Annotated in this window: 17 protein-coding genes; 13 read left to right on the top strand and 4 right to left on the bottom strand. The window is 69.1% G+C overall.

What is annotated here, in order from left to right:
- Positions 1-127: 127 nt before the first annotated feature.
- Positions 128-2,248: a RecQ family ATP-dependent DNA helicase gene (locus tag OG963_RS13370; RefSeq protein ID WP_371798940.1), complete on the bottom strand. Its 2,121-nt coding sequence runs from the start codon at positions 2,246-2,248 to the stop codon at positions 128-130.
- Positions 2,249-2,358: 110 nt separating this feature from the next.
- Between OG963_RS13370 and OG963_RS13365 the strand changes: the two genes are divergently transcribed.
- The 6 genes from OG963_RS13365 to OG963_RS13340 all read left to right on the top strand — a co-directional run bounded on the left by OG963_RS13365 (position 2,359) and on the right by OG963_RS13340 (position 10,336).
- The gene (locus OG963_RS13365) at positions 2,359-3,666 is read left to right on the top strand and encodes a DUF4192 domain-containing protein (RefSeq protein WP_093930908.1); all 1,308 of its coding nucleotides are present in this window, start codon (positions 2,359-2,361) and stop codon (positions 3,664-3,666) included.
- A 133-nt stretch (positions 3,667-3,799) separates the two neighbouring features.
- On the top strand, positions 3,800-4,564 hold the full coding sequence (locus tag OG963_RS13360) for an NUDIX domain-containing protein (RefSeq protein ID WP_093777299.1): 765 nt from the start codon (positions 3,800-3,802) through the stop codon (positions 4,562-4,564).
- Between the two features lie 111 nt (positions 4,565-4,675).
- Positions 4,676-6,454 carry an ATP-binding cassette domain-containing protein gene (locus tag OG963_RS13355; RefSeq protein WP_319739481.1) on the top strand — a complete coding sequence of 593 codons (1,779 nt, stop codon included), beginning with the start codon at positions 4,676-4,678 and terminating at the stop codon, positions 6,452-6,454.
- A gap of 181 nt (positions 6,455-6,635) precedes the next feature.
- A complete protein-coding gene (locus OG963_RS13350) occupies positions 6,636-7,502 on the top strand; it encodes a FadR/GntR family transcriptional regulator (protein WP_327129207.1) in 867 nt (288 codons plus the stop codon).
- A gap of 322 nt (positions 7,503-7,824) precedes the next feature.
- Positions 7,825-9,375, top strand: coding sequence for an RNA polymerase sigma factor (locus OG963_RS13345; protein WP_030927180.1), 1,551 nt, complete (start codon positions 7,825-7,827; stop codon positions 9,373-9,375).
- Positions 9,376-9,505: 130 nt separating this feature from the next.
- The gene (locus OG963_RS13340) at positions 9,506-10,336 is read left to right on the top strand and encodes a trypsin-like serine protease (RefSeq protein ID WP_093930907.1); all 831 of its coding nucleotides are present in this window, start codon (positions 9,506-9,508) and stop codon (positions 10,334-10,336) included.
- A gap of 105 nt (positions 10,337-10,441) precedes the next feature.
- On the opposite strand, the gene OG963_RS13335 is transcribed toward OG963_RS13340, so the two are convergent.
- Positions 10,442-10,675 carry a hypothetical protein gene (locus OG963_RS13335; protein ID WP_030927184.1) on the bottom strand — a complete coding sequence of 78 codons (234 nt, stop codon included), beginning with the start codon at positions 10,673-10,675 and terminating at the stop codon, positions 10,442-10,444.
- A gap of 439 nt (positions 10,676-11,114) precedes the next feature.
- Here OG963_RS13335 and OG963_RS13330 point away from each other — a divergent pair, with 439 nt between their 5' ends.
- The 6 genes from OG963_RS13330 (at position 11,115) to OG963_RS13305 (ending at position 17,890) form a co-directional block, all read left to right on the top strand.
- Positions 11,115-13,235, top strand: coding sequence for a type IIA DNA topoisomerase subunit B (locus OG963_RS13330; RefSeq protein WP_030927186.1), 2,121 nt, complete (start codon positions 11,115-11,117; stop codon positions 13,233-13,235).
- Positions 13,236-13,367: 132 nt separating this feature from the next.
- Entirely contained in the window at positions 13,368-13,886 is a 519-nt protein-coding gene (locus OG963_RS13325) for a CcdC protein domain-containing protein (protein WP_093777293.1), read from the top strand.
- A complete protein-coding gene (locus OG963_RS13320; protein ID WP_371798939.1) occupies positions 13,883-15,049 on the top strand; it encodes a sensor histidine kinase in 1,167 nt (388 codons plus the stop codon). Before OG963_RS13325 ends, OG963_RS13320 begins: the two co-directional genes overlap by 4 nt.
- Entirely contained in the window at positions 15,046-15,726 is a 681-nt protein-coding gene (locus OG963_RS13315) for a response regulator transcription factor (RefSeq protein WP_319327168.1), read from the top strand. Before OG963_RS13320 ends, OG963_RS13315 begins: the two co-directional genes overlap by 4 nt.
- Positions 15,727-15,857: 131 nt before the next feature.
- Positions 15,858-16,301, top strand: a complete 444-nt coding sequence (locus OG963_RS13310; protein ID WP_030927194.1) for a DUF485 domain-containing protein — start codon at positions 15,858-15,860, stop codon at positions 16,299-16,301.
- Positions 16,298-17,890: a cation acetate symporter gene (locus OG963_RS13305; protein WP_093777287.1), complete on the top strand. Its 1,593-nt coding sequence runs from the start codon at positions 16,298-16,300 to the stop codon at positions 17,888-17,890. Before OG963_RS13310 ends, OG963_RS13305 begins: the two co-directional genes overlap by 4 nt.
- Positions 17,891-17,956: 66 nt before the next feature.
- Here OG963_RS13305 and OG963_RS13300 read toward each other — a convergent pair whose 3' ends face one another.
- On the bottom strand, positions 17,957-18,634 hold the full coding sequence (locus OG963_RS13300; protein ID WP_093777285.1) for a response regulator: 678 nt from the start codon (positions 18,632-18,634) through the stop codon (positions 17,957-17,959).
- Positions 18,631-20,301, bottom strand: coding sequence for an ATP-binding protein (locus tag OG963_RS13295; protein WP_371798938.1), 1,671 nt, complete (start codon positions 20,299-20,301; stop codon positions 18,631-18,633). Before OG963_RS13295 ends, OG963_RS13300 begins: the two co-directional genes overlap by 4 nt.
- Positions 20,302-20,397: 96 nt before the next feature.
- Here OG963_RS13295 and OG963_RS13290 point away from each other — a divergent pair, with 96 nt between their 5' ends.
- Positions 20,398-21,411 (top strand): LacI family DNA-binding transcriptional regulator, encoded by a 1,014-nt coding sequence (locus OG963_RS13290; RefSeq protein ID WP_030927202.1) that lies wholly within the window; start codon positions 20,398-20,400, stop codon positions 21,409-21,411.
- The last annotated feature ends 23 nt before the right edge of the window (positions 21,412-21,434 follow it).

Below are 21,434 nucleotides of genomic sequence, written 5' to 3'. Positions count from 1 at the left end.
GCGGGGAGCGAGTTCAATTCTCCCTGGCGTATCGGCAGGCGGCAACGAGCAATTGGCGAGGCTGACGGGAATCGGCCGGAATGACACGGATATCCCTGCCCAGATCCTGGACAGATGACGCCTCGTGTCACGCCTGAACAGCGAGGACCAGCGGAAACACTCCTTCCGCCCCTGCCCGGCGCAGCAGCCGGGATGCCACGGCAAGCGTCCAGCCGGTGTCCGAGAGATCGTCCACGAGCAGCACCGGGCCTCCCGCCGACGCCAACGCCTCGGTCAGCTCCGGCTCCACGACGAGCGCCTCGTGCAGGGCCCGCACCCGCTGCGCGCTGTTGGTCCGGGAGATCCGCGCCTCGGCCGCTTCTGGCGCGTAGGTGACGCTGCCGAGCAGTGGCATCCGGCCGACCTCGGCGATACGTCTGCCGAGTGACTGGATGAGCTGCGGTCTGCTGTGCGAGGCGACCGTGACGACGCCGACGGGCCGGGGTACGGCATCGGCGGTGCCGGATGCCCACCCACCCGGCCCCTTGGCCCAGTCGGCCAGCACGGTCACCACCGCGTTCGCCACATCGTCCGGTACCGGGGCGTCCTGCGTCTGCGCCGCCAGCATCGGCCGCAGCCGGTTGCCCCAGCCGATGTCGGAGAGACGGCCGAGGGCGCGCCCAGAGAAGGAGAGTTCGCCCGCCGGGATACGGCCCTTGAGGTCGACTCCCACCGCGGCGAGACCCGTCGGCCACATCTTGCGGGGCTCCGTCGACACCTGGTCGTCGAAGCGCGCACCCGCGCAGTTGTCACAGCGTCCGCAGGCCGCCGCTTCCTCGTCGTCCAGCTGGCGACGGAGGAACTCCATCCGGCAGCCGGTCGTCATTGCGTAGTCGCGCATCGCCTGCTGCTCGGCGGACCGCTGGCGTGCAACCCAGGCATAGCGCTCGGAGTCGTAGACCCAGGGCTCTCCCGTGGCGATCCAGCCGCCCTTCACCCGCTTCACCGCACCGTCGACGTCGAGGACCTTGAGCATCGTCTCCAGGCGGGTGCGCCGCAGCTCGACCAGCGGCTCCAGAGCAGGCAGCGAGAGCGGCCGGCCGGCCTGGGCGAGCACATCGATGGTCCGCCGGACCTGCTCCTCCGGGGGGAAGGCGACCGATGCGAAGTACTGCCAGATCGCCTCGTCCTCCCTGCCCGGGAGCAGCAGCACCTCGGCATGCTCGACGCCTCGGCCCGCGCGACCCACCTGCTGGTAGTAGGCGATGGGGGAGGAGGGCGAGCCGAGGTGCACGACGAAGCCGAGGTCGGGCTTGTCGAATCCCATACCGAGCGCGGACGTTGCGACCAGGGCCTTGACCCGGTTGGCCAGGAGATCGTCCTCCGCCTGCTGCCGGTCTGCGTTCTCGGTGCGGCCGGTGTAGGAGGCCACGGTGTGCCCGCACTGGCGCAGATACGCCGTGATCTCCTCGGCGGCCGCGACAGTGAGCGTGTAGATGATCCCGGAACCCGGGAGTTCCTTGAGATGATCACCCAGCCAGGCCAGCCGGTGTGCAGCGGTCGGCAGTTGGAGCACGCCCAGACTCAGACTCTCGCGGTCGAGAGGTCCACGCAGCACCAGCGCGTCCGTGCCCGCGCCCGTACCGAGCTGCTCGGCGACGTCCGCGGTCACCCGCGCGTTCGCAGTGGCGGTCGTCGCGAGCACGGGCACGCCTGCCGGCAGATCGGCGAGCATCGTCCGCAGCCGACGGTAGTCCGGCCGGAAGTCGTGACCCCAGTCGGAGATGCAGTGTGCTTCGTCGACCACGAGCAGCCCGGTTGCGGCAGCGAGCCGGGGCAGGACCTGGTCCCGGAAGTCGGGGTTGTTGAGCCGCTCGGGGCTGACGAGCAGGACATCCACCTCCCCTGCTGCCACCTCGGCCTGGACGGTGTCCCACTCCTCGGTGTTGGACGAGTTGATCGTGCGGGCGGTGATCCCGGCCCGGGCCGCGGCCGCTACCTGGTTACGCATCAGTGCGAGCAGCGGCGAGACGATCACCGTCGGGCCGCTGCCCTGCGCCCGCAACAGCGAGGTCGCGACGAAATACACGGCGGACTTGCCCCAGCCGGTCCGCTGGACGACCAGCGCTCTGCGTCTGTCCGCGACCAGTGCCTCGATGGCCCGCCACTGGTCCTCGCGCAGCCGCGCAGTGTCGGTGGTGTCCCCGACGAGTCGGGCCAGTACGGAATCGGCCGAAGCCCTGAGCTCTGGGCGGTCTGCGTTGGTCATGCCCCCATGCAACCCGATGGCTGTGACAAACCGCGAACGGCCCCGCGGTCCTGTGGATAACTTATCCACAGGGGGTCGCGGAATTCTGCCGCTCGCGGGACGGTCGTGCCATGAACAAGCACCACGAATCCACCGGGCCGGCCGACGAACAGCAGATCACTCTGCGCGGGCCCGCCGAACTCGCCGATGCCCTCCCGTATCTCATGGGGTTCTATCCGAACGACAGCGTGGTCATGGTCGCCCTGCACGGCGGCCGCGGCCGCTTCGGCGGGCGGCTCAGGCTCGGAATTCCGCAGTCATCGCAAGAATGGCCGTCCACCGCCGAGCAGCTCGCCGAGTGTCTGGTCAAGGGCAGCGAGCGGCGCGGGGAGCGTCCTGATGCGATCGTCATTTTTCTCTGTCAGGATCCTGCCGACGGGGAGACCCCGGGGCAGGTGATGGAGCGGCTGCGCCCGCTGGCTCAACGTCTGCGCACGGCCTGCGGAGCACTGGACGTACCCGTACTCGAGGCGCTCTGCATCTCCGACGGCCGGTACTGGTCCTACTGCTGCCCCGACCCGCGCTGCTGTCCTGCTGAGGGAAACTCGCTTTCCCTTCCAGGCACCTCCGTGATGGCGGCCGCGGCCACCTACGCGGGCATTCAAGTGCGGGGATCTCTGCGGGAGATGGAAGCCAGGCTCATGCCTCTGAAGACCCCGTCGGTGGCGGATCAGCCACGGGCTCTGGACGCGGCGGGCGCGGCACTGGTGCCGAGGATCCTCGACGAGGAGGGACGCAAGGAGGTGGCCCGGGAGACGCTGGTGCTCGCCCGTGCGCTGATGAAGCGCCTCCGGGCGGCGCCGGCGACGACGCCCTCCGCTGCGGACGTCCAGGACGACTCCCTGATCAGCCATGACGAGGCCGCCGCGGTGATCCTCGGCCTGCAGGACCGGGAGACCCGGGACAAGGCCGCCGAATGGATGGAGGGGTCGGAAGCGGAATCCGCGTTGCGGTTGTGGCGGGCACTCTCGCGTCGCTGCGTAGGACCTTACGGGGAGCATGCCGCGGCGCCTCTCACCCTGACCGGCTGGGTCTCCTGGTCCACCGGCGACGAACCGGGTGCGCGGGTCGCTCTGGGCCTGGCCCTGCAGGCGGACCCCGACTACACCTTTGCTCAACTCCTCCACCAGGCGTGCAACCAAGGACTCGACCCGGAGACCCTGCGCCGTTGTCTGCGAGGGGAGCGCGGTGACCGGGCGGGCCGAACCGGCCATCGTTCGGAGCGGAGTGCGGCGCCCCGCGCGGCACGCCCGCCGGCCATGAGGCGGAAGCGGGCGCAGCCAGGCTCCGCCCGTCCCGGAACGGCGGTTGCCCGACGGCGTGCCCGGGTGTCGCGGGGCGATGGCGGGGGCGGGACCAAGGGCGGTCGACAGCCGTGACCGGGCGCGGTGTGGGGGCGGATGTCAGGAGCGAGGCGAGTGGAGAGGGGGCAGCGGGGGCACTTGGTCCGGAACGAATGAAGAGCGTGACGAAGGGAGTGTTTATCGTCAGGCAGACGACTATGATCACGGCATGCCGCCCTACGACCCGTCGACCTTTCCGCCCTTCGCTGTCACCGTCGACCTCGTTGTGCTCACCGTGCGCCGCCATGCGTTGTGTGCGCTGGTGGTTCGCCGTGGCGAGTCGCCGTTCCAGGGCCGGTGGGCGCTACCCGGCGGCTTCGTCAAGGCCGATGAGGACCTCGGGGCCGCCGCGGCACGCGAGCTGGCGGAGGAAACCGGGTTGTGCGCCCACGACCCGGCAGCCCCGGCAGTCGGTAACGGTGCCCATCTCGAACAGCTCGCCACCTACGGCGACCCCAAGCGGGACCCGCGGATGCGGGTCGTCAGCGTCGCCCACCTCGCACTGGCACCCGACCTGCCCGCCCCCCGTGCGGGCGGTGATGCGAACAGCGCGCGGTGGGCGCCCGTCGACGACCTGCTCGGACCGGAGGGTGGCTACGGTCGCGAAGGCGAGCAGCAGGCCCCGCTGGCCTTCGACCATGCGCAGATTCTTGCCGACGGTGTCGAGCGGGCCCGTTCCAAGATCGAGTACTCCTCGTTGGCCACCGCCTTCTGCCCGCCGGCGTTCACGGTCGGCGAGCTCCGTCGGGTGTACGAGGCCGTGTGGGGCGTGGTCCTCGATCCGCGGAACTTCCACCGCAAGGTGACGGGCACGCCCGGATTCCTGGTCCCCGCCGGTGGAACCACCACCCGCCAGGGCGGGCGTCCGGCCCAGCTCTTCCGGGCCGGTGCGGCCACGGTGCTCAATCCGCCGATGCTGAGGCCCGAAGTCTGACCTGCGGAACGCCCGCGAGTTCGGTGCTGCACGAAAAGTCCTAAATGTCGCGTTATGTTGCTGCGGTAATCACCCTGCCGCCGAGCGGTCTCACCTTCCGCGAGAGAAGCGATGCTCCAGGCCATCGGACTCACCAGCGCTCCCCACCGCGGCCGTCCGCCCGCCGTGGACGACCTCACCTTCGAAGCGGGGCCGGGCGCCGTCACCGCGCTCCTCGGTGCCCCCGGCTCCGGCAAGACCATGGCCCTTCGTCTGATGCTCGACATCGAGTCGGGGCGGGGGATCACCTACTTCCGTGGCAGACCGCTGCACCGCATCCCGCAGCCCGCCCGTGAGGTGGGAGTGCTCCTCGGGGACGTACCCGGTCATCCCGCTCGTACCGCCCGTGGCCAGCTCCGTATGCTCTGCGCCGCCGCGGGGGTGCCCGCCTCCCGGGCGGACGAGCTGCTCGAGACGGTCGGCCTCGCCGCGCTCCGTGACCAGCGCATCGGCTCGATGTCGGTCGGTATGGACCGCAGGCTCGGCCTCGCTGCGGCGCTGCTCGGTGACCCTCACGCACTGATCCTCGACGATCCCGGAGAGGGGCTCTCCCCGCACGAGAAGAGCTGGTTGCACGGCCTGCTTCGCTCCCATGCGGCCCGGGGAGGGACGGTTCTGTACACCACCCGTGACCCCAAGGAGGCCGCGCGTTCGGCCGACCATGTGGTCACGATCGACTCCGGACGCCTCGTCGCCGACCAGGGCGGCGCCGCCTTCTCCCGCACCCGGCTGCGCCCCCGCGTCGTCGTCCGCACTCCGCACGCTGCCCGGCTCGCCACGGTGGTCAGCCGTGAGGCGCGCGCGGCGCAGCGCTCCGTCGAGGTGGTCGCCGAAGCGAGCAGTCTGCTGGCGGTGTACGGCAGTAGTTGCGCGGAGATCGGCGACACGGCATTCCGTCACGGCGTACCCGTGCATCAACTGGCCGACGAGATCGGTGACACCGGCCCGGTCACCACCGGTCCTTCCGGAACAGGTGCCGCACCTCGTCCGGAGTCGCCGGCCACCGATCCGGAGGCCGCACCGGGGCCCGCGTCACCCGCATCCGCGTCGGAACCGCCGCCGGTCCGACGGCGTCCGGCCCGGGGGCCGCTCCAACCGCTGCGCTACGAACTGCGCCGATTCTTCGGCGTCAGAACAACGGCGGTGATCATGGTTGCCGTTCTGGTCGTGTCGGTCGGGATCTCGGTCCTGCTCGCCCGCGGTGACCATGCCCGGCTCCCCGATGTGCTCGCCGGCTGGCCGTCGATGCTGCCGCTGCCGCCCGTCGCGTTCGGCGCCGGGCTGCTCGGAGCGCTCTCGTTCGGTGACGAGTTCCGCTACCCCGCGCTCGCGGCGGGTCGGGGTACCGTTCCCCGCCGCATCGGTCTGCTGCTGGCCAAGCTGCTCGTCTCGGCGGGCGTCGCGGTGCTGCTCGCGCTGCTGACCGTTCTGGCATCCGAGGAAGCCCTCCATGTCTTGCACGGAGGCGACTTGATCCGTGTCCCGCGGAATGCGACGTATCTTGCGGCGAGTTGGGCGGCCCTGAACGTGGGGTGCGCCTGGGCCGGTCTGCTGGCCGCCGGAATCTTCAGGGTGACGTCCGCCGGACTTTCCGCGGTACTCGCCGTTCCCGTGCTCGTCGTCCCACTGATGGAGAAGATGCCCGCGGGGCCGACCGCACATTCGATGCTCGGACTTCCGGCCAGGCTCCGCGAGCTGGCCTGGGTGCAGTGGCCGCACGTGATGGACCGATGGATGTTGGCTCTCGTGCGCATGGTGGTGCACCCGGTGGGGGTGGCGCTGTCGTTGTCGCTCTCGGTCCTGATCTGCGCTTATCTGTTCACCAGTCTTCGCGGCAGGGTTCGTTGGTGATCGCGAAACATGGCCGGACTCCCGAGGGGCGCGAAAATCCGTGAGAAGTGCCCGTTTTATGCGCATAAGGCGTCAATTGGGGGGCTGGCGCTGATCACCCTTTCGTGTGCTTTTCACCAAAGACCTCAAGGGGTGGCTGGGCCGCGCCGACAAAGGATGCGTGAGTACCCTTGCGCACACCATGATGACCGCCGCCCGCTCCGTCGACTCCGGCCTCGCCGGCTCGGGTGATCTCGATCGCTACCCCTATACGGAGGCGCCGGCCGGCGAGCATGCAGCCGTTCGTTCCTGGGGCGGCGCCGACGCCGAGCTGGGCCGGGCGGGCCGACGGGGCTCGGCAAGCCGCGGCCGCGGCCTCCACGGCCAACTCGTTCAGCAGCTGGGTCAGATGATCGTCTCCGGTGATCTGGGCGCCGACCGCCCGCTCGTGCCGGAGGAGATCGGCCAGCGTTTCGAGGTCTCCCGCACCGTCGTGCGCGAGTCACTGCGCGTTCTTGAGGCCAAAGGCCTGGTCAGTGCCCGGCCGAACGTGGGTACCCGGGTCCGCCCGGTCAGCGACTGGAATCTGCTGGACCCCGACATCATCGAGTGGCGAGCTTTCGGTCCGCAGCGCGACGACCAGCGTCGTGAGCTCGGTGAGCTCCGATGGACGATCGAGCCGCTCGCCGCTCGCCTGGCCGCCGGTCACGGTCGCGAGGACATCCAGCAGCGCCTCGGTGACATGGTCGAGATCATGGGGCACGCTGTCGCCCAGGGTGACGGGATCACCTGCTCCCGGGCCGATGCCGAGTTCCACTCACTGCTCATCCAGGCCGCCGGCAATCGCATGCTTGAACACCTCTCCGGCATCGTTTCCGCCGCCCTGCAGGTCTCGGGCGGTCCGATCACGGCCTGTGACCGTCCCGGCGAGGCGTCCCTCGGTCACCATGCCCGGATCGTCGAGGCTCTCGCCACCGGTGACGCGACGGGTGCCGAGGCGGCCATGCGCCAACTTCTTGTCGTCCACCCGGAGGTGGAGCGAGTGGTACCGGCGCCGCGCGAGCACTGAGCGCGACGCGCCCAGGGTACGGACCACGTGTCGCCGGACCCTCGCGGTCCGGCGGCACAATTGTGGAGAGATGTCCTTCCTGGCGATGTTCGTCGCAATTGAGGTGTGACTCGGGCCACGCGGATTGGGCGTAACACTCCTCGAGACAGTGCGATGACTTAAGAGGTGACCGCCGCGGAAGGAATACAGCAGCCATTGGGCGCGCTGTGCAGTTCTGAGGCCAAGCCCGCGCCGTCGGTTTATTCCCAGCCCGGCGGTCGTCGGTTCCAGCCCTCACCGGGGCCGGGCCGGAAGCCGTTTCCATCGTTCCGAGAGGTTGTTCGTGTCGGCCAGCACATCCCGTACGCTCCCGCCGGAGATCGCCGAGTCAGAGTCTGTGATGGCGCTCATCGAGCGGGGAAAGGCTGATGGGCAGATCGCCGGCGATGACGTGCGTCGGGCCTTCGAGGCTGACCAGATTCCGCCAACCCAGTGGAAGAATGTTCTGCGCAGCCTCAACCAGATCCTCGAGGAAGAGGGTGTGACGCTGATGGTCAGTGCCGCGGAGTCGCCGAAACGCGCCCGCAAGAGCGTCGCAGCGAAGAGCCCGGTCAAGCGCACCGCCACCAAGACTGTCGCGGCCAAGACGACCGTGACGAGGACCGTCGCGGCCACCGCCGCCCCGTCGGCCGAGACCGTGGACGTGGTGGCCGACGATGCCGCCGCGGCCAGCCCTGCGAAGAAGGTGGCAGCCAAGAAGACGGCTGCCAAGAAGACCGCTGTGAAGAAGACGGCGGCCAAGAAGACAGCAACGAAGAAGTCCGGCAAGAAGGACGCCGACGAGCTGCTCGACGGCGATGAGGCGACCGAGGAAGTACAGGTAGGCAAGGGCGACGAAGAGGAGGGCGAGGGCGAGACCAAGGGCTTCGTCCTCTCCGACGACGACGAGGACGACGCGCCTGCGCAGCAGGTCGCCGTCGCCGGTGCCACGGCCGACCCGGTCAAGGACTACCTGAAGCAGATCGGCAAGGTTCCCCTCCTCAATGCCGAGCAGGAGGTCGAGCTCGCCAAGCGCATCGAGGCGGGCCTGTTCGCCGAGGACAAGCTGGCGAACTCCGACAAGCTCGCGCCGAAGCTCAAGCGCGAGCTGGAGATCATCGCCGAGGACGGCCGTCGCGCCAAGAACCACCTGCTGGAGGCCAACCTCCGTCTCGTGGTCTCGCTGGCCAAGCGTTACACCGGCCGCGGCATGCTCTTCCTGGACCTGATCCAGGAGGGCAACCTCGGTCTGATCCGCGCGGTCGAGAAGTTCGACTACACCAAGGGCTACAAGTTCTCCACGTATGCCACCTGGTGGATCCGTCAGGCGATCACCCGCGCCATGGCCGACCAGGCCCGTACCATCCGTATCCCGGTGCACATGGTCGAGGTCATCAACAAGCTCGCGCGCGTGCAGCGCCAGATGCTCCAGGACCTGGGCCGCGAGCCCACCCCGGAGGAGCTGGCCAAGGAACTCGACATGACCCCCGAGAAGGTCATCGAGGTCCAGAAGTACGGTCGTGAGCCGATCTCCCTCCACACCCCGCTGGGTGAGGACGGGGACAGCGAGTTCGGTGACCTGATCGAGGACTCCGAGGCGGTCGTTCCGGCCGACGCGGTCAGCTTCACGCTCCTCCAGGAGCAGCTGCACTCGGTGCTGGACACGCTCTCCGAGCGTGAAGCCGGCGTGGTCTCGATGCGCTTCGGTCTCACCGATGGTCAGCCGAAGACCCTCGACGAGATCGGCAAGGTCTACGGCGTGACGCGTGAGCGCATCCGCCAGATCGAGTCGAAGACCATGTCGAAGCTGCGCCACCCGTCGCGTTCGCAGGTGCTGCGCGACTACCTCGACTAGGTCGCAGGAGTACATGGTCCAAGGGCCCGGTTCCGATGGGAACCGGGCCCTTGGCCTATGTGCAGGTGCGGTCACCGACGGCCTGGATGACTCTGAGTGGGCATGATCCATCACAGAGTCAGGAGTACGCATGTTCCGCACCGTCGCCCGCGCCATGACCGGGGTCCTCGCCCTGACTGCTGCCGCGGCCGTGATACCGCTCGGCTCCTCGGTTCCGGCGGCTGCGGACAGCATTGTCATCGGTGGGCAGCCCGCTCATGTCAAGGACAGTCCCTGGGTCGTCGCGCTGTCCAGCCGTGACCGTTTCGGAGGTACCCGCGCGGGCCAGTTCTGCGGCGCCGTGATGGTGGCTCCGACGAAGGCCCTGACCGCCGCGCACTGTCTGAACCAGGAGGAGTTCGGCACGGATGTGACCAAGGCGAGCGATCTGCGGATCATCGCCGGGCGGGACGAGCTGAACGGGACCGGAGGCCATGAGATCGCGGTCAAGGATGCATGGATCAACCCGCGATACGACCGCACGACCAATGTCGGCGATCTGGCGGTGCTCACCCTGGCCAACGCGCTTCCCGGGCAGAGCGTGATCTCGATGGCCCCGGCCGGCGACCAGGCGTACGAGCCGGCTGCCGGCGCCGTGGTCTATGGATGGGGGGACACGACAGGGCGCGGTGATTTTGCGTCGTCTCTCCACTCCGCCCAGGTGAACGTCCTTCCGGACAGCACGTGCGAGCAGGCCTACCCGGGGGGCAGGGCGGGGAAGTACCAGGCCTCGGCGATGCTCTGCGCGGGAGACCCGCTGGGTGGGCACGACGCATGCCAGGGAGACAGCGGAGGCCCGCTGGTCGCCCGCGGGCGACTCGTCGGGCTGGTCTCCTGGGGGAACGGCTGCGGGCTCCCGGGTGCCCCTGGTGTCTACACGCGGATCTCCGCCGCCATCGGCTGGATGGCGGGCAGTAGCTGACCGGCCTCGCTCCGTGGGTATGAGAACGGGCGCCTCCCCCTCGCAGGGGGAGGCGCCCGTCGGCCGGTAAGGAACCGGACCCTGGCTCGTCGTGGATGCGAGGTGTCAGTGTTGTTCCTCTTCGGCGGCGTTGGCCTGCACGGCCGTCAGCCGGTCCGTCTCATCCTGTATTTCCGCGGCGATCTTCTTGAGTTCCGGCTCGAACTTGCGACCGTGGTGGGCGCAGAAGAGCAGTTCACCGCCGCTGATCAGGACGACGCGCAGATATGCCTGGGCGCCGCAACGGTCACAGCGGTCTGCTGCGGTCAGCGGGCTCGCGGGGGTCAGAACAGTAGTCACGTCGCCTCTTCTCTAGCTCGACGAGCTGTCGTACCAGGGTCAACATCCAACCAGGCCGAAAACGTTCCCGCTCGTGGCTTTTCTTCGAAACTTCTTCTCAAAATGGCTGTCTGTTGCCGGTTGGCGGCGAATGTGCCGTATTGCGTAGCGCTACGGTTTCGCGTTGCTTGTCTTGGTCGGTCGTCCGTCCGGCCGGCTTGCCGGTTTGTTCATGAGGACGTGCCCGGAGCCTAAATGGTTCATGCCTCGAAGGGAACGTGATGTGCGCGTCACTCCAACGAGGGATCGAACGCGTATGCGACGCTGGACTACTGTGAGCATTCCCCCGAGGGTGGCGTTACAACCGCTCTACCAGGCCTCGGTACGCTCTCAGCGGCTACCGAAGCCGAGCCCGTTACCCACTCGGGCCCCAAATGAAATTCAGCGAGGAGCGAACCGCGTGACCGCCGATACGTCCGTGCCGTCCACTGCGCTGCTGACCGGAGCAGACCAAGACGGCTCCAACTACACCGCGCGGCACCTTCTCGTACTCGAGGGGCTCGAAGCGGTGCGTAAGCGCCCCGGGATGTACATCGGGTCGACTGACAGCCGCGGCCTCATGCACTGCCTCTGGGAGATCATCGACAACTCGGTCGACGAGGCTCTCGGCGGTCACTGCGATCACATCGAGGTCATCCTTCACGACGACAACTCCGTCGAGGTCCGGGACAACGGCCGCGGCATCCCGGTCGACGTGGAGCCCAAGACCGGACTGTCCGGTATCGAAGTCGTGATGACCAAGCTGCACGCCGGCGGCAAGTTCGGTGGCGGCTCGTACGCCGCGTCGGGCGGTCTGCACGGCGTCGGGGCCTCCGTCGTCAACGCGCTCTCGGCCCGGCTCGACGTCGAGGTCGACCGCAACAGCGCGACCCACTCGATCAGCTTCCGGCGCGGCGTTCCGGGCATCTTCACCGAGCAGGGGCCGGACAGCCCGTTCGACCCGGCCAACGGCCTGCGCAAGGGGAAGCGGGTGCCGAAGACGCGCACCGGCACCAGGGTGCGCTACTGGGCGGACCGGCAGATCTTCCTCAAGGACGCCAAGCTCGGTCTGGAGACGCTCCACCAGCGGGCGCGGCAGACCGCCTTCCTCGTCCCCGGCCTCACGATCGTCGTGCGCGACGAGCGCGGTCTCGACGGTGAGGGCAAGACCGAGGAGACGTTCCGCTTCGACGGCGGGATCAGCGAATTCTGCGAGTACCTCGCGCAGGACAAGGCCGTCTGCGACGTTCTGCGGCTGACCGGGCAGGGCACCTTCAAGGAGACCGTGCCGGTCCTGGACGAGCGCGGGCACATGACGGCGACCGAGGTCACCCGTGAGCTCGTCGTCGACATCGCCATGCGCTGGGGCACCGGGTACGACACCAACCTCAAATCCTTCGTCAACATCATCGCCACCCCCAAGGGCGGCACCCATGTGACCGGCTTCGAACGCTCCGTGACCAAGACGGTCAACGAGGTGCTCCGCTCCGTGAAGCTGCTGCGCGTCGCCGAGGACGACATCGTCAAGGACGACGCCCTGGAAGGCCTCACCGCGGTCGTCACCGTCCGGCTGGCGGAACCGCAGTTCGAGGGCCAGACCAAGGAGGTGCTCGGCACCTCGGCGGCCAACCGGATCGTCGCCAATGTCGTGGCCAAGGAACTCAAGGCGTTCCTGACCTCCACCAAGCGTGATGCCAAGGCGCAGGCCAGGGCGGTCCTGGACAAGGCGGTGGCCGCCGCGCGGACCCGCATCGCGGCCCGTCAGCACAAGGACGCGCAGCGCAGGAAGACGGCCCTGGAGTCCTCCTCGCTGCCGGCCAAGCTCGCCGACTGCCGCAGTGACGACGTGGAGCGCAGTGAGCTGTTCATCGTCGAGGGAGACTCGGCGCTGGGTACCGCCAAGCTCGCCCGGAACTCAGAGTTCCAGGCCTTGCTGCCGATCCGCGGCAAGATTCTCAACGTTCAGAAGGCGTCCGTCACGGACATGCTCAAGAACGCCGAGTGCGGCGCGATCATCCAGGTCATAGGAGCGGGGTCCGGCCGGACCTTCGACATCGACGCGGCTCGCTACGGGAAGATCATCCTTCTCGTCGACGCCGATGTCGACGGCGCGCACATCCGCATTCTGCTGCTGACTCTTTTCCAGCGCTACATGCGGCCCATGGTCGAGGCCGGCCGGGTCTTCGCGGCGGTGCCGCCACTGCACCGGATCGAGCTCAGTCAGCCGAAGAAGGGCCAGGACAAGTACATCTACACGTACTCGGACCGTGAGCTGCGGGAGACGCTCCTGGAGCTGCAGCGGAAGAACGTGCGCTACAAGGACTCGATCCAGCGGTACAAGGGTCTTGGCGAGATGGACGCCGATCAGCTGGCGGAGACCACGATGGATCCGCGACACCGCACACTGCGGCGGATCAACATCGGCGACCTGGAATCGTCCGAGCAGGTCTTCGATCTGCTGATGGGCAACGAGGTCGCGCCCCGCAAGGAGTTCATCTCCAACTCGGCGGCCACGCTGGACCGCTCCCGCATCGACGCATGACCGGCAGCCGCAGTCTCCACCCGTGGGTGGAGACTGCGGCTCCACCCACGATCAACCCCTGAGCCGATCCCCTGACCTGGGCCTTTCCGTAGCGTCGAAGGCGATGACCTTTCCCGCACCTCGGAGGCCCCCATGCCCGGGCTCGTCAATGCCCTCCTGATCATTGCCGTCGTGGCCATCGTCGTGGTCCGCCAGTGCTCGGCACGGCGGATCTCCGATGACCGGCGGTGGTGGATTCTGCCGGGCATCCTGCTCGTCATGTCCTTGCGCGAACCCGGGCTGATGGACGCGCACCACGAGGCGTTGTCCGTCGTGGTTCTCGGCGCCGAACTGGCGGTGGGGCTGGTCACCGGTGCCGGCTGGGGCTGGACGGCCAGGCTGTGGCGTGAACCGGACGGCTCACTGTGGAGCAAGGGCAGCAAGGCCACCGTCTTCGTCTGGACGGGCGGTCTGGTGCTGCGAGCCGCTCTGTACGGGGCCGCCGCGCTGATGGGCATACATCAAGGCAGTGCCGCCCTGATGACGGCTCTGGCGGTGACGCTGCTGGTGCGCAGTGGCGTGCTCATGTGGCGCGCCCGCCAGATGCGTCCGGCGTACGGTGGCGCTGCGGGCGGCATGCCGTCGCGGTCGGCGTGGAAGGACTCCGTGTGACAAGCGAGACCTGGACGAGCTGGCCGTCCCGGGAGGCTCTCTCGAGAAGGGGCCGTACCCGCCCCCGGACGGCCATCGCCTGGTCCGTCCGCGTTCTGGTGCTGACCCTCATGCTCTGGGGCACCTTCTCCAACGGCAGGTTCGGGCCCTGGGAAGTCGTGGTCGGCCTGCTGGGTGTCATCGGCTGTGTCTGGGCCGGGTGGGCATTCTTCCGGACCAGCCTGGAGCATCGGCTCTGGCCGTCCCTGGGGCTGTTGGCGTTGCTGATGGCGGCCGCGTTCGGGGCTGAGCAGGCCGGTGCGAGTGTGCCGGCCGTGATCCTGTGGTGCGGCTGCGCGGTCACGGCTCTGGAGCGGTTGCCGCTCTCGGCGGGCATCCCCGCCACGGCCGTCGCGCTGGCCGCGTACGCCGCCGTCAACACCGAGGGCTGGATGACGACGGCGGTGACCACAGCGGGGCTTTGCCTTGCGGGATACGTGCTCCGGCTGGATGCCGAGGCCCGCGGCAGTGCCCAGCGGCTCCTCGAGCAGGAGCGGGCTGCCAGGGTGGCCGAAGCCGAGTCGGCGGCGCTGGACGAACGCTCCCGGATCGCCCGCGAGATCCACGACGTCCTCGCGCACAGTCTCTCCGCGCAGTTGGTGCACCTGGAGGCGGCACGGCTGCTCATCGAGAGAGAACCTTCGGGGGAGTTCCGGGACCAGGTGCTGGAGCGGGTGGTGGCGGCCCGGTCGATGGCGCGCGACGGGCTGGCCGAGACCCGGCAGGCGCTCTCCGCCCTGCGGGGGGAGATCTCCCCGGTGGAGGACTACCTGCGACAGCTGGTGGCCGCGGTGGAGCCGGGTGAGGTGACGGTGGCCGGGGAGCAGCGGCCGCTGACGGCCGAGGCCTCGCAAGCGGTCAGACGGGTGGCGCAGGAGGCGCTGACCAATGTGCGCAAGCACGCGCCGGGGGCCGACGTGCTCGTACGGCTCGAATATCTGCCAGGAGAGGTGGCCCTGGAGGTCAGGGACCGGGGTGGCCGTCCACCCGTGGACGAGCTCGCTGTCAGTGGCTCCGGCTACGGTCTGCTGGGAATGAGGGAACGTGCCGAGCTGCTCGGCGGGACTCTCGAGGCCGGTCCGGGCGAGGAGGGGTTCGTGGTGAGACTGCGGGTGCCCGCGTGACCGCGCGTGTCGTGGTCGCCGACGACCAGTCGGTGGTGCGCGAAGGAATCGTGATGCTGCTTGGGCTGCTGCCGGGGATCGAGGTGGTGGGATCGGCCCGGGACGGGGAAGAGGCCGTCGCGCTCGTCGCGGAGGTGGCTCCGGACGTGGTTCTGATGGACCTCCGCATGCCGCGTTGCGACGGGGTGGAGGCCACGCGGCGTATCCGCGCGGAGTACCCGAACACTCAGGTGGTGGTGCTCACGACGTTCGCGGAGGACGACTCGCTCTTCCCCGCACTGGAGGCGGGGGCCCGCGGATACCTCACCAAGGACGCCGGGGGCGACGAGATCGTGCGGGCCATCGAGGCTGTGCTGTCGGGTGAGGCCGGACTCTCGCCCGCGGTGCAGCGGCGGCTGCTGGAACGGGTCACCACGGCACCCGCGCCGGCCGGTCCGCCGGCCGGCGAGCAGCAACTGCCCGACGGCCTCACGCCCCGCGAGGCGGAAGTGCTCGTCCTGATCGCCGAAGGACTGTCCAACCCGGAGATCGCCCGCAAGCTGCACATCTCGCAGGCCACCGTGAAGAGCCACATCAACAATCTCTTCGCCAAGACCGGAGTTCGCGACAGGGCGCAGGCCGTGCGCTATGCGTATGTTCGCGGGCTCGCACACCCGCCCGGGACATCCTTCACCTGAAGAGGTGAAGTGCGGCAAATGACGTGCCCGGGAACTTCCCGATCTGTCCATTCTTGGGTACGCGGCCGAAGTGGTCCGTGGACCAGGGGAGTTGTTCGGTGGAGAAGGAAGCAGGGAGCGAGGCGGCAGCGATGCGGCTCGGCGACCCGTGGTACGACGCGCTGGCTTCCGGATGGGGTGAGCTGGACGGTACGGGAGGCTTCGTGCCGGCCGGGCCACCCGGTTCCGTGCCTCCGCAGCGCGGTCACAGCGCGGCCGACATCTATCTGGAGGTGCAGCGCAGCGAGGCCTTCCAGGAAGTGCGCCGCAGGTACCGGCGGTTCGTCGTCCCCGCAACCCTCGCGTTCCTCGTCTGGTACCTGGCCTACGTCGTGACAGCGATCACCGCACCCGGGCTGATGGCCCGGCCGGTGGCCGGCGCGGTCAATGTCGCGATGGTCGCGGGGCTCGGGCAGTTCCTCACGACGTTCCTGCTCACCGGGGCGTACGCACGTCATGCGCGGCTGCGCAGGGACCGGGCGGCGCTCGATCTGCGCTGGGACACTCAGGAAATGACGCGGGGGATCGGGCGTTGATCGGGAACCACCAGACCCTGGCGCTGCTGCTGTTCAGCGTGTTCGTCGCAGTGACGCTCGCCATCACCACCTGGGTGAGCCGCAACCGGCACGGATCGGCGGAGGAGTTCTATGCGGGCGGCCGGCTGTTCTCCCCCATGGAGAACGGGTTCGCCATCGCCGGCGACTACATGTCGGCCGCGTCCTTCCTCGGTATCTCCGGCCTGATCGCCCTGTTCGGTTACGACGGCATGCTCTACTCGGTCGGATTCCTCGTCGCCTGGCTCGTCGTCCTGCTGCTCGTCGCGGAACTCGTCCGCAACTGCGGCCGGTTCACCCTCGCCGATGTGGTGGCCGCCAGGATGGCGGAACGTCCGGTCAGGATCGCGGCGGGCACCTCCTCCGTCACCGTCTCCGTGCTCTATCTGGTGGCGCAGATGGTGGGTGCGGGCAGCCTGGTCGCTCTGCTTCTCGGCGGCACCAGTGGAGCCGCGCGCTCCTGGACCGTCATCGGGGTCGGAGCGCTCATGGTGATCTATGTGTCCTTCGGCGGGATGCGCGCCACGACCTGGATCCAGATTGTCAAGGCCGTTCTGCTGATGGTGGGCGCGAGCGTGCTGACCGTGCTCGTGCTGGTCCACTTCCACGGCAATGTCAATACGCTGCTCAATTCCGCCGCCGAACGGAGCGGGCACGGGCTGGAGTTCCTCTCTCCCGGCCTCAAGTACGGCGGGAGCTGGACCGCGCGCTTCGACTTCATCAGCCTGGGTCTTGCCCTGGTGCTCGGCACGGCGGGGCTGCCGCACATCCTGTCGCGCTTCTACACGGTGCCCACGGCCCGCGCCGCCCGCCGCTCGGTCGTCTGGTCGATCGGCCTCATCGGCAGCTTCTACCTGATGACGATCGTGCTCGGGTTCGGCGCGGCGGCGCTGGTCGGTTCCTCGGACGTCCGGGCGTCGAATCCCGCCGGGAACACGGCCGTTCCGCTGCTGGCGATGGTGCTCGGCGGCGGCGAGGGCTCCACCGGGGGAACGATCCTGTTCGCCGTGGTCGCCGCCGTGGCCTTCGCGACCATCCTCGCCGTCGTCGCCGGGATCACGCTCGCCTCGTCGGCCTCCGTGGCCCACGACCTCTACGCCTCGCTCAGACGTCCGGGCTGGAAGCAGCACAGTGAGGTCACCGTGGCCCGGGTCGCAGCTACCGGGATCGGGGTGGCCGCCATTGCGCTCGGGTTGGTCGCGCAGAATCTGAACGTGGCGTTCCTGGTGGCGCTCGCCTTCGCCGTCGCCGCTTCGGCCAATCTGCCCGTGCTGCTGTACTCGCTGTTCTGGCGCAACTTCACCACGCGAGGGGCGGTCTGGTCGGTCTACGGAGGGCTGATCCCCGCGGTGGTGCTCGTACTGCTCTCCCCGGTCGTCTCCGGCAGCGCCACCTCGCTCTTCCCCGGAGTGGATTTCCAGCTCTTCCCGCTGGAGAACCCCGGCCTCGTCTCCATCCCGCTCGGCTTCCTGGCAGGCTGGATCGGCACGGTCACCTCGGCCGAGCCACCGGATGCCGCCAAGCATGCGGAGACCGAGGTCCGGGCGCTGACCGGGGCCGGTGCCGTGTAGCCGGAGGCGTCTCAGCAACCGGTGCAGTGTCGGCCGGCCGGACGCGCTTCGGGAACGGGTGGCCCCTCAGGAACCGGTGGCCCAGGTGTAGCGGTGCTCCGGGCGGCCCGTCTCGCCGTACCGCAGTGTCAGCCGTACCCGACCCGTCCGCTCCAGCAGCTTCAGATAGCGCTGTGCCGTCTGCCGGCTCATCCCGGCGCTCTCCGCGATCTCCTGCGCGGAGAGCGGACCGTCGGCTCCGCGGAGCGCCTGGCGGACCAGCTCTGCCGTCGTCGGCGAGTGCCCCTTGGGCAGACCGGGTTCGCCCGCGGCCCACAGGGCGCCGAAGAGCCGGTCCACGTCCCCCTGTTCGGCCTCGCCGCCGCCCTCCAGGGTCTGGTGCAGCGCCGCGTAGGCCTCCAGCTTGGTCCGCAGCCCCGCGTACGTGAACGGCTTCACCAGGTACTGGAGCGCACCGTGGCGCATGGCCTCCTGGACGGTTGCGACGTCGCGTGCCGCCGTCACCATGATCACGTCGGTGCGGTGGCCGAGCCTGCGCAGCTCCCGCACGACGGTCAGGCCGTTTCGGTCGGGCATGTAGTGGTCCAGCAGGATGAGGTCCACGCGCTGTGACTCGACCGCTGCGAGGGCCGCTGCGGCGCTGTGCGCCTGCGCGGCCACCCGGAATCCGGGCACCCTGGAGACATAGGCCGCGTTGATCTGCGTAACCCGGATGTCGTCGTCGACGACCAGGACCTCGATCACTGAACTTCTCCTGCGGTGCTCGGCTCCGGAAGCGCTGTCGCCGTCAGCCCCGGTTCGGTGAGGGCCTCCGGCAGTACGACGGTGAACTCGGCGCCGCCCTCCGGCGCCGAGCCGACGGTGACCCTGCCGCCCTGCCGTTCGGCCAGCCGCCGTACCAGCGCGAGACCCAGACCGCGTTTGCCGTGCGCCGGGAGCTCCTTGGTCGACCAGCCCTCGGTAAAGATCGAATCGTGCTGCTCGGGAGGGATGCCCGGGCCGCTGTCGCGGACGCGCAGCACCACCGTACGGCCGTCCGTCCGCAGCCCCACCTCGATCACGGCGCCGTCCGACCCGGCCGCCGCGTCCAGGGCGTTGTCGACGAGATTGCCGACGGCGGTGACGAGACCGCGCGAATCCACCAGCCGGTCCGGGAGCAGTGTGCCGGGCGCCATCCGCAGGGAGACGCCGCGCTCCGCCGCGACCGTCGCCTTGCCTACCAGCAAGGCCGCCAGCAGCGGGTCGTGAACCTTCTCGGTGACCTGCTCGGCGGTGGCCCGGTGACCGCCGACGACCTCCGTGACGAACTCCATCGCGTCCTCGTGCATGTCCAGCTCCAGCAGCCCCAGGAGCGTGTGCAGCCGATTGGCATGTTCGTGGTCCTGCGCGCGCAGGGCGTCGATCAGACCACGGGTGGAGTCGAGTTCTCGGCCGAGATACTCGAGTTCGGTCCGGTCGCGGAGGGTGGCGACCGCACCCCCGTCGTCGGTCGGCATCCGGTTGGCGAGCAGTACCCGGTTGCCCCGTACGGTCAGCAGATCGTGGCCGACCACCCGGCCCGCCAGCACATCGGCCGTCCGCCCCAGGCCGAGCACCTCGTCGAGCGGACGGCCCGAGGCATCGGGGCCGAGTCCGAGCAGCCGCTGGGCCTCGTCGTTGAGGAGCCGGATGCGTCCCGTCCGGTCCAGTGCGACCACCCCTTCCCGGATGCTGTGCAGCATTGCCTCGCGTTCGGTCAGCAGCGCGGAGATGTCGGAGAAGGCAAGGTCCTGGGTCTGCCGCTGGATACGACGGGAGACGAGATAGGCGGCGACGGCCCCGACGGCCAGCGCCCCGCCCGCGTAGGCGAGCAGCCCGGGGATCGCCGCCAGGAGGCGGGCGCGGACACTGTCGTACGCGATACCGACCGAGACCGCCCCGACGATGTGGCCCGACTCGTCGCGGAGCGGCACCTTCCCACGGGCCGAGCGGCCGAGCGTGCCGCTGTCGATCTCCATGACCTGGTCGCCCGCGAGCGCCTCACTGGGATCGGTGGAGACGACCTTTCCGATCCGGCCGGCGTCGGTGTGCGACCAGCGCACCCCGCGCCGGTCCATGACGACGACGTACTCGGCACCGGTGGACCGCCTGATCCGCTCGGCCGCCGACTGCACGGGCCCGCCGGGGACCGGGGCGCTGGTGAGCAGTGCCTCGGCGATCTGCGGCTGGGCCGCCGTGCTCTGCGCGATGGCGAGCGCACGCTGCATCGCCTCGTCGTCGAGCTGTGCGCTGAGGGGTGCCAGAAAGAGGCCGGTGGCGAGTACGGTGACGCCGGTGGCGATGGCGAGTTGTATCAGCAGCACCTGGGAGAAGACCCGCTGCGGCCATCCGAGCCGTCGCGGTCTGCGAGGGGTGGGCGGTGGGGCGCTCATCGTACGAAGGTAAAGGGCATACCGGCGCTTTCCGAAATTTTTGTTGTTTCCAGCTCCACGCAACCCACTTGCGTTTCTTGCGCTAATCTTGCGTGTATGACGCGACGACTTGCTCAAGTGGCACAGAAGGTGGGAGTCAGCGAGGCCACGGTCAGCCGGGTGCTCAACGGTAAGCCCGGCGTCTCCGATGCCACCCGGAAGGCCGTGCTCTCCGCGCTCGACGTCCTCGGTTACGAGCGTCCGACCCAGCTGCGGGGCGAGCGGGCGAGACTGGTCGGTCTGGTCCTGCCCGAGCTGCAGAACCCGATCTTCCCGGCCTTCGCCGAAGTCGTCGGCGGTGCGCTGGCGCAGCAGGGCCTGACCTCCGTGCTGTGCACCCAGACCAAGGGCGGCGTCTCCGAGGCCGACTACGTGGAACTGCTTCTGCAGCAGCAGGTGTCCGGGGTGGTCTTCGCGGGCGGGCTCTACCACCAGGCCGACGCCGCACACGATCACTACAAGGTGCTGGCCGACCGCAAGATCCCGGTGGTCCTGATCAACGCGCCGTACCTCGACTTCCCCGGTGTCTCCTGCGACGACTCCGTCGCCGTCGAGCAGGCCTGGCGCCATCTCGTCTCGCTCGGTCACGAGCGCATCGGCCTGGTGCTCGGCCCCGCCGACCATGTGCCCTCGCGGCGCAAGCTGGCCGCCGCCCAGGCGCTGGCGGCAGAGGCCGGCACCACCGTTCCGGACGAGTGGGTGGCCCGGGCCATGTTCTCGCTGGAGGGTGGACAGGCCGCCGCCATGCGCCTGTTGGACCGGGGCGTCACCGGCATCATCTGCGCGAGCGACCCGCTCGCTCTCGGGGCGGTGCGTGCGGTCCGTCGCCGCGGCCTCTCCGTGCCCGGCGACGTCTCGGTGGTGGGGTACGACGACTCCGCCTTCATGAACTGCACCGAGCCGCCGCTGACCACGGTCCGTCAGCCGATCGAGGCCATGGGGCGGGCCGCCGTCGAGCTGCTCTCCCTTCAGATCGGGGGCCGTACCGTGCCGTCGGACGAGCTGCTCTTCGAACCGGAACTGGTGGTGCGGGGGTCCACCGCGCAGCCCCCGCGGGACATTTCCGGCTGATCATCGATATTTTGCGCCCAGTG

The sequence above is a fragment of the Streptomyces sp. NBC_01707 genome (assembly GCF_041438805.1).
In the GTDB taxonomy this organism is placed as follows: Bacteria; Actinomycetota; Actinomycetes; order Streptomycetales; family Streptomycetaceae; genus Streptomyces.
The sequence above is the reverse complement of the archived record's forward strand: the minus strand, read 5'-3'. Positions and strand labels throughout refer to the sequence as shown.

Excerpts from the sequence above, each read along its gene's own strand:
- OG963_RS13350 (WP_327129207.1), top strand. The coding sequence starts at position 6,636 with ATGATGACCGCCGCCCGCTCCGTCGACTCCGGCCTCGCCGGCTCGGGT.
- OG963_RS13340 (WP_093930907.1), top strand. The coding sequence starts at position 9,506 with ATGTTCCGCACCGTCGCCCGCGCCATGACCGGGGTCCTCGCCCTGACT.
- OG963_RS13365 (WP_093930908.1), top strand. The coding sequence starts at position 2,359 with ATGAACAAGCACCACGAATCCACCGGGCCGGCCGACGAACAGCAGATC.
- OG963_RS13360 (WP_093777299.1), top strand. The coding sequence starts at position 3,800 with ATGCCGCCCTACGACCCGTCGACCTTTCCGCCCTTCGCTGTCACCGTC.
- OG963_RS13325 (WP_093777293.1), top strand. The coding sequence starts at position 13,368 with ATGCCCGGGCTCGTCAATGCCCTCCTGATCATTGCCGTCGTGGCCATC.
- OG963_RS13370 (WP_371798940.1), bottom strand. The coding sequence starts at position 2,248 with ATGACCAACGCAGACCGCCCAGAGCTCAGGGCTTCGGCCGATTCCGTA.
- OG963_RS13310 (WP_030927194.1), top strand. The coding sequence starts at position 15,858 with ATGCGGCTCGGCGACCCGTGGTACGACGCGCTGGCTTCCGGATGGGGT.
- OG963_RS13295 (WP_371798938.1), bottom strand. The coding sequence starts at position 20,301 with ATGAGCGCCCCACCGCCCACCCCTCGCAGACCGCGACGGCTCGGATGG.
- OG963_RS13355 (WP_319739481.1), top strand. The coding sequence starts at position 4,676 with ATGCTCCAGGCCATCGGACTCACCAGCGCTCCCCACCGCGGCCGTCCG.
- OG963_RS13290 (WP_030927202.1), top strand. The coding sequence starts at position 20,398 with ATGACGCGACGACTTGCTCAAGTGGCACAGAAGGTGGGAGTCAGCGAG.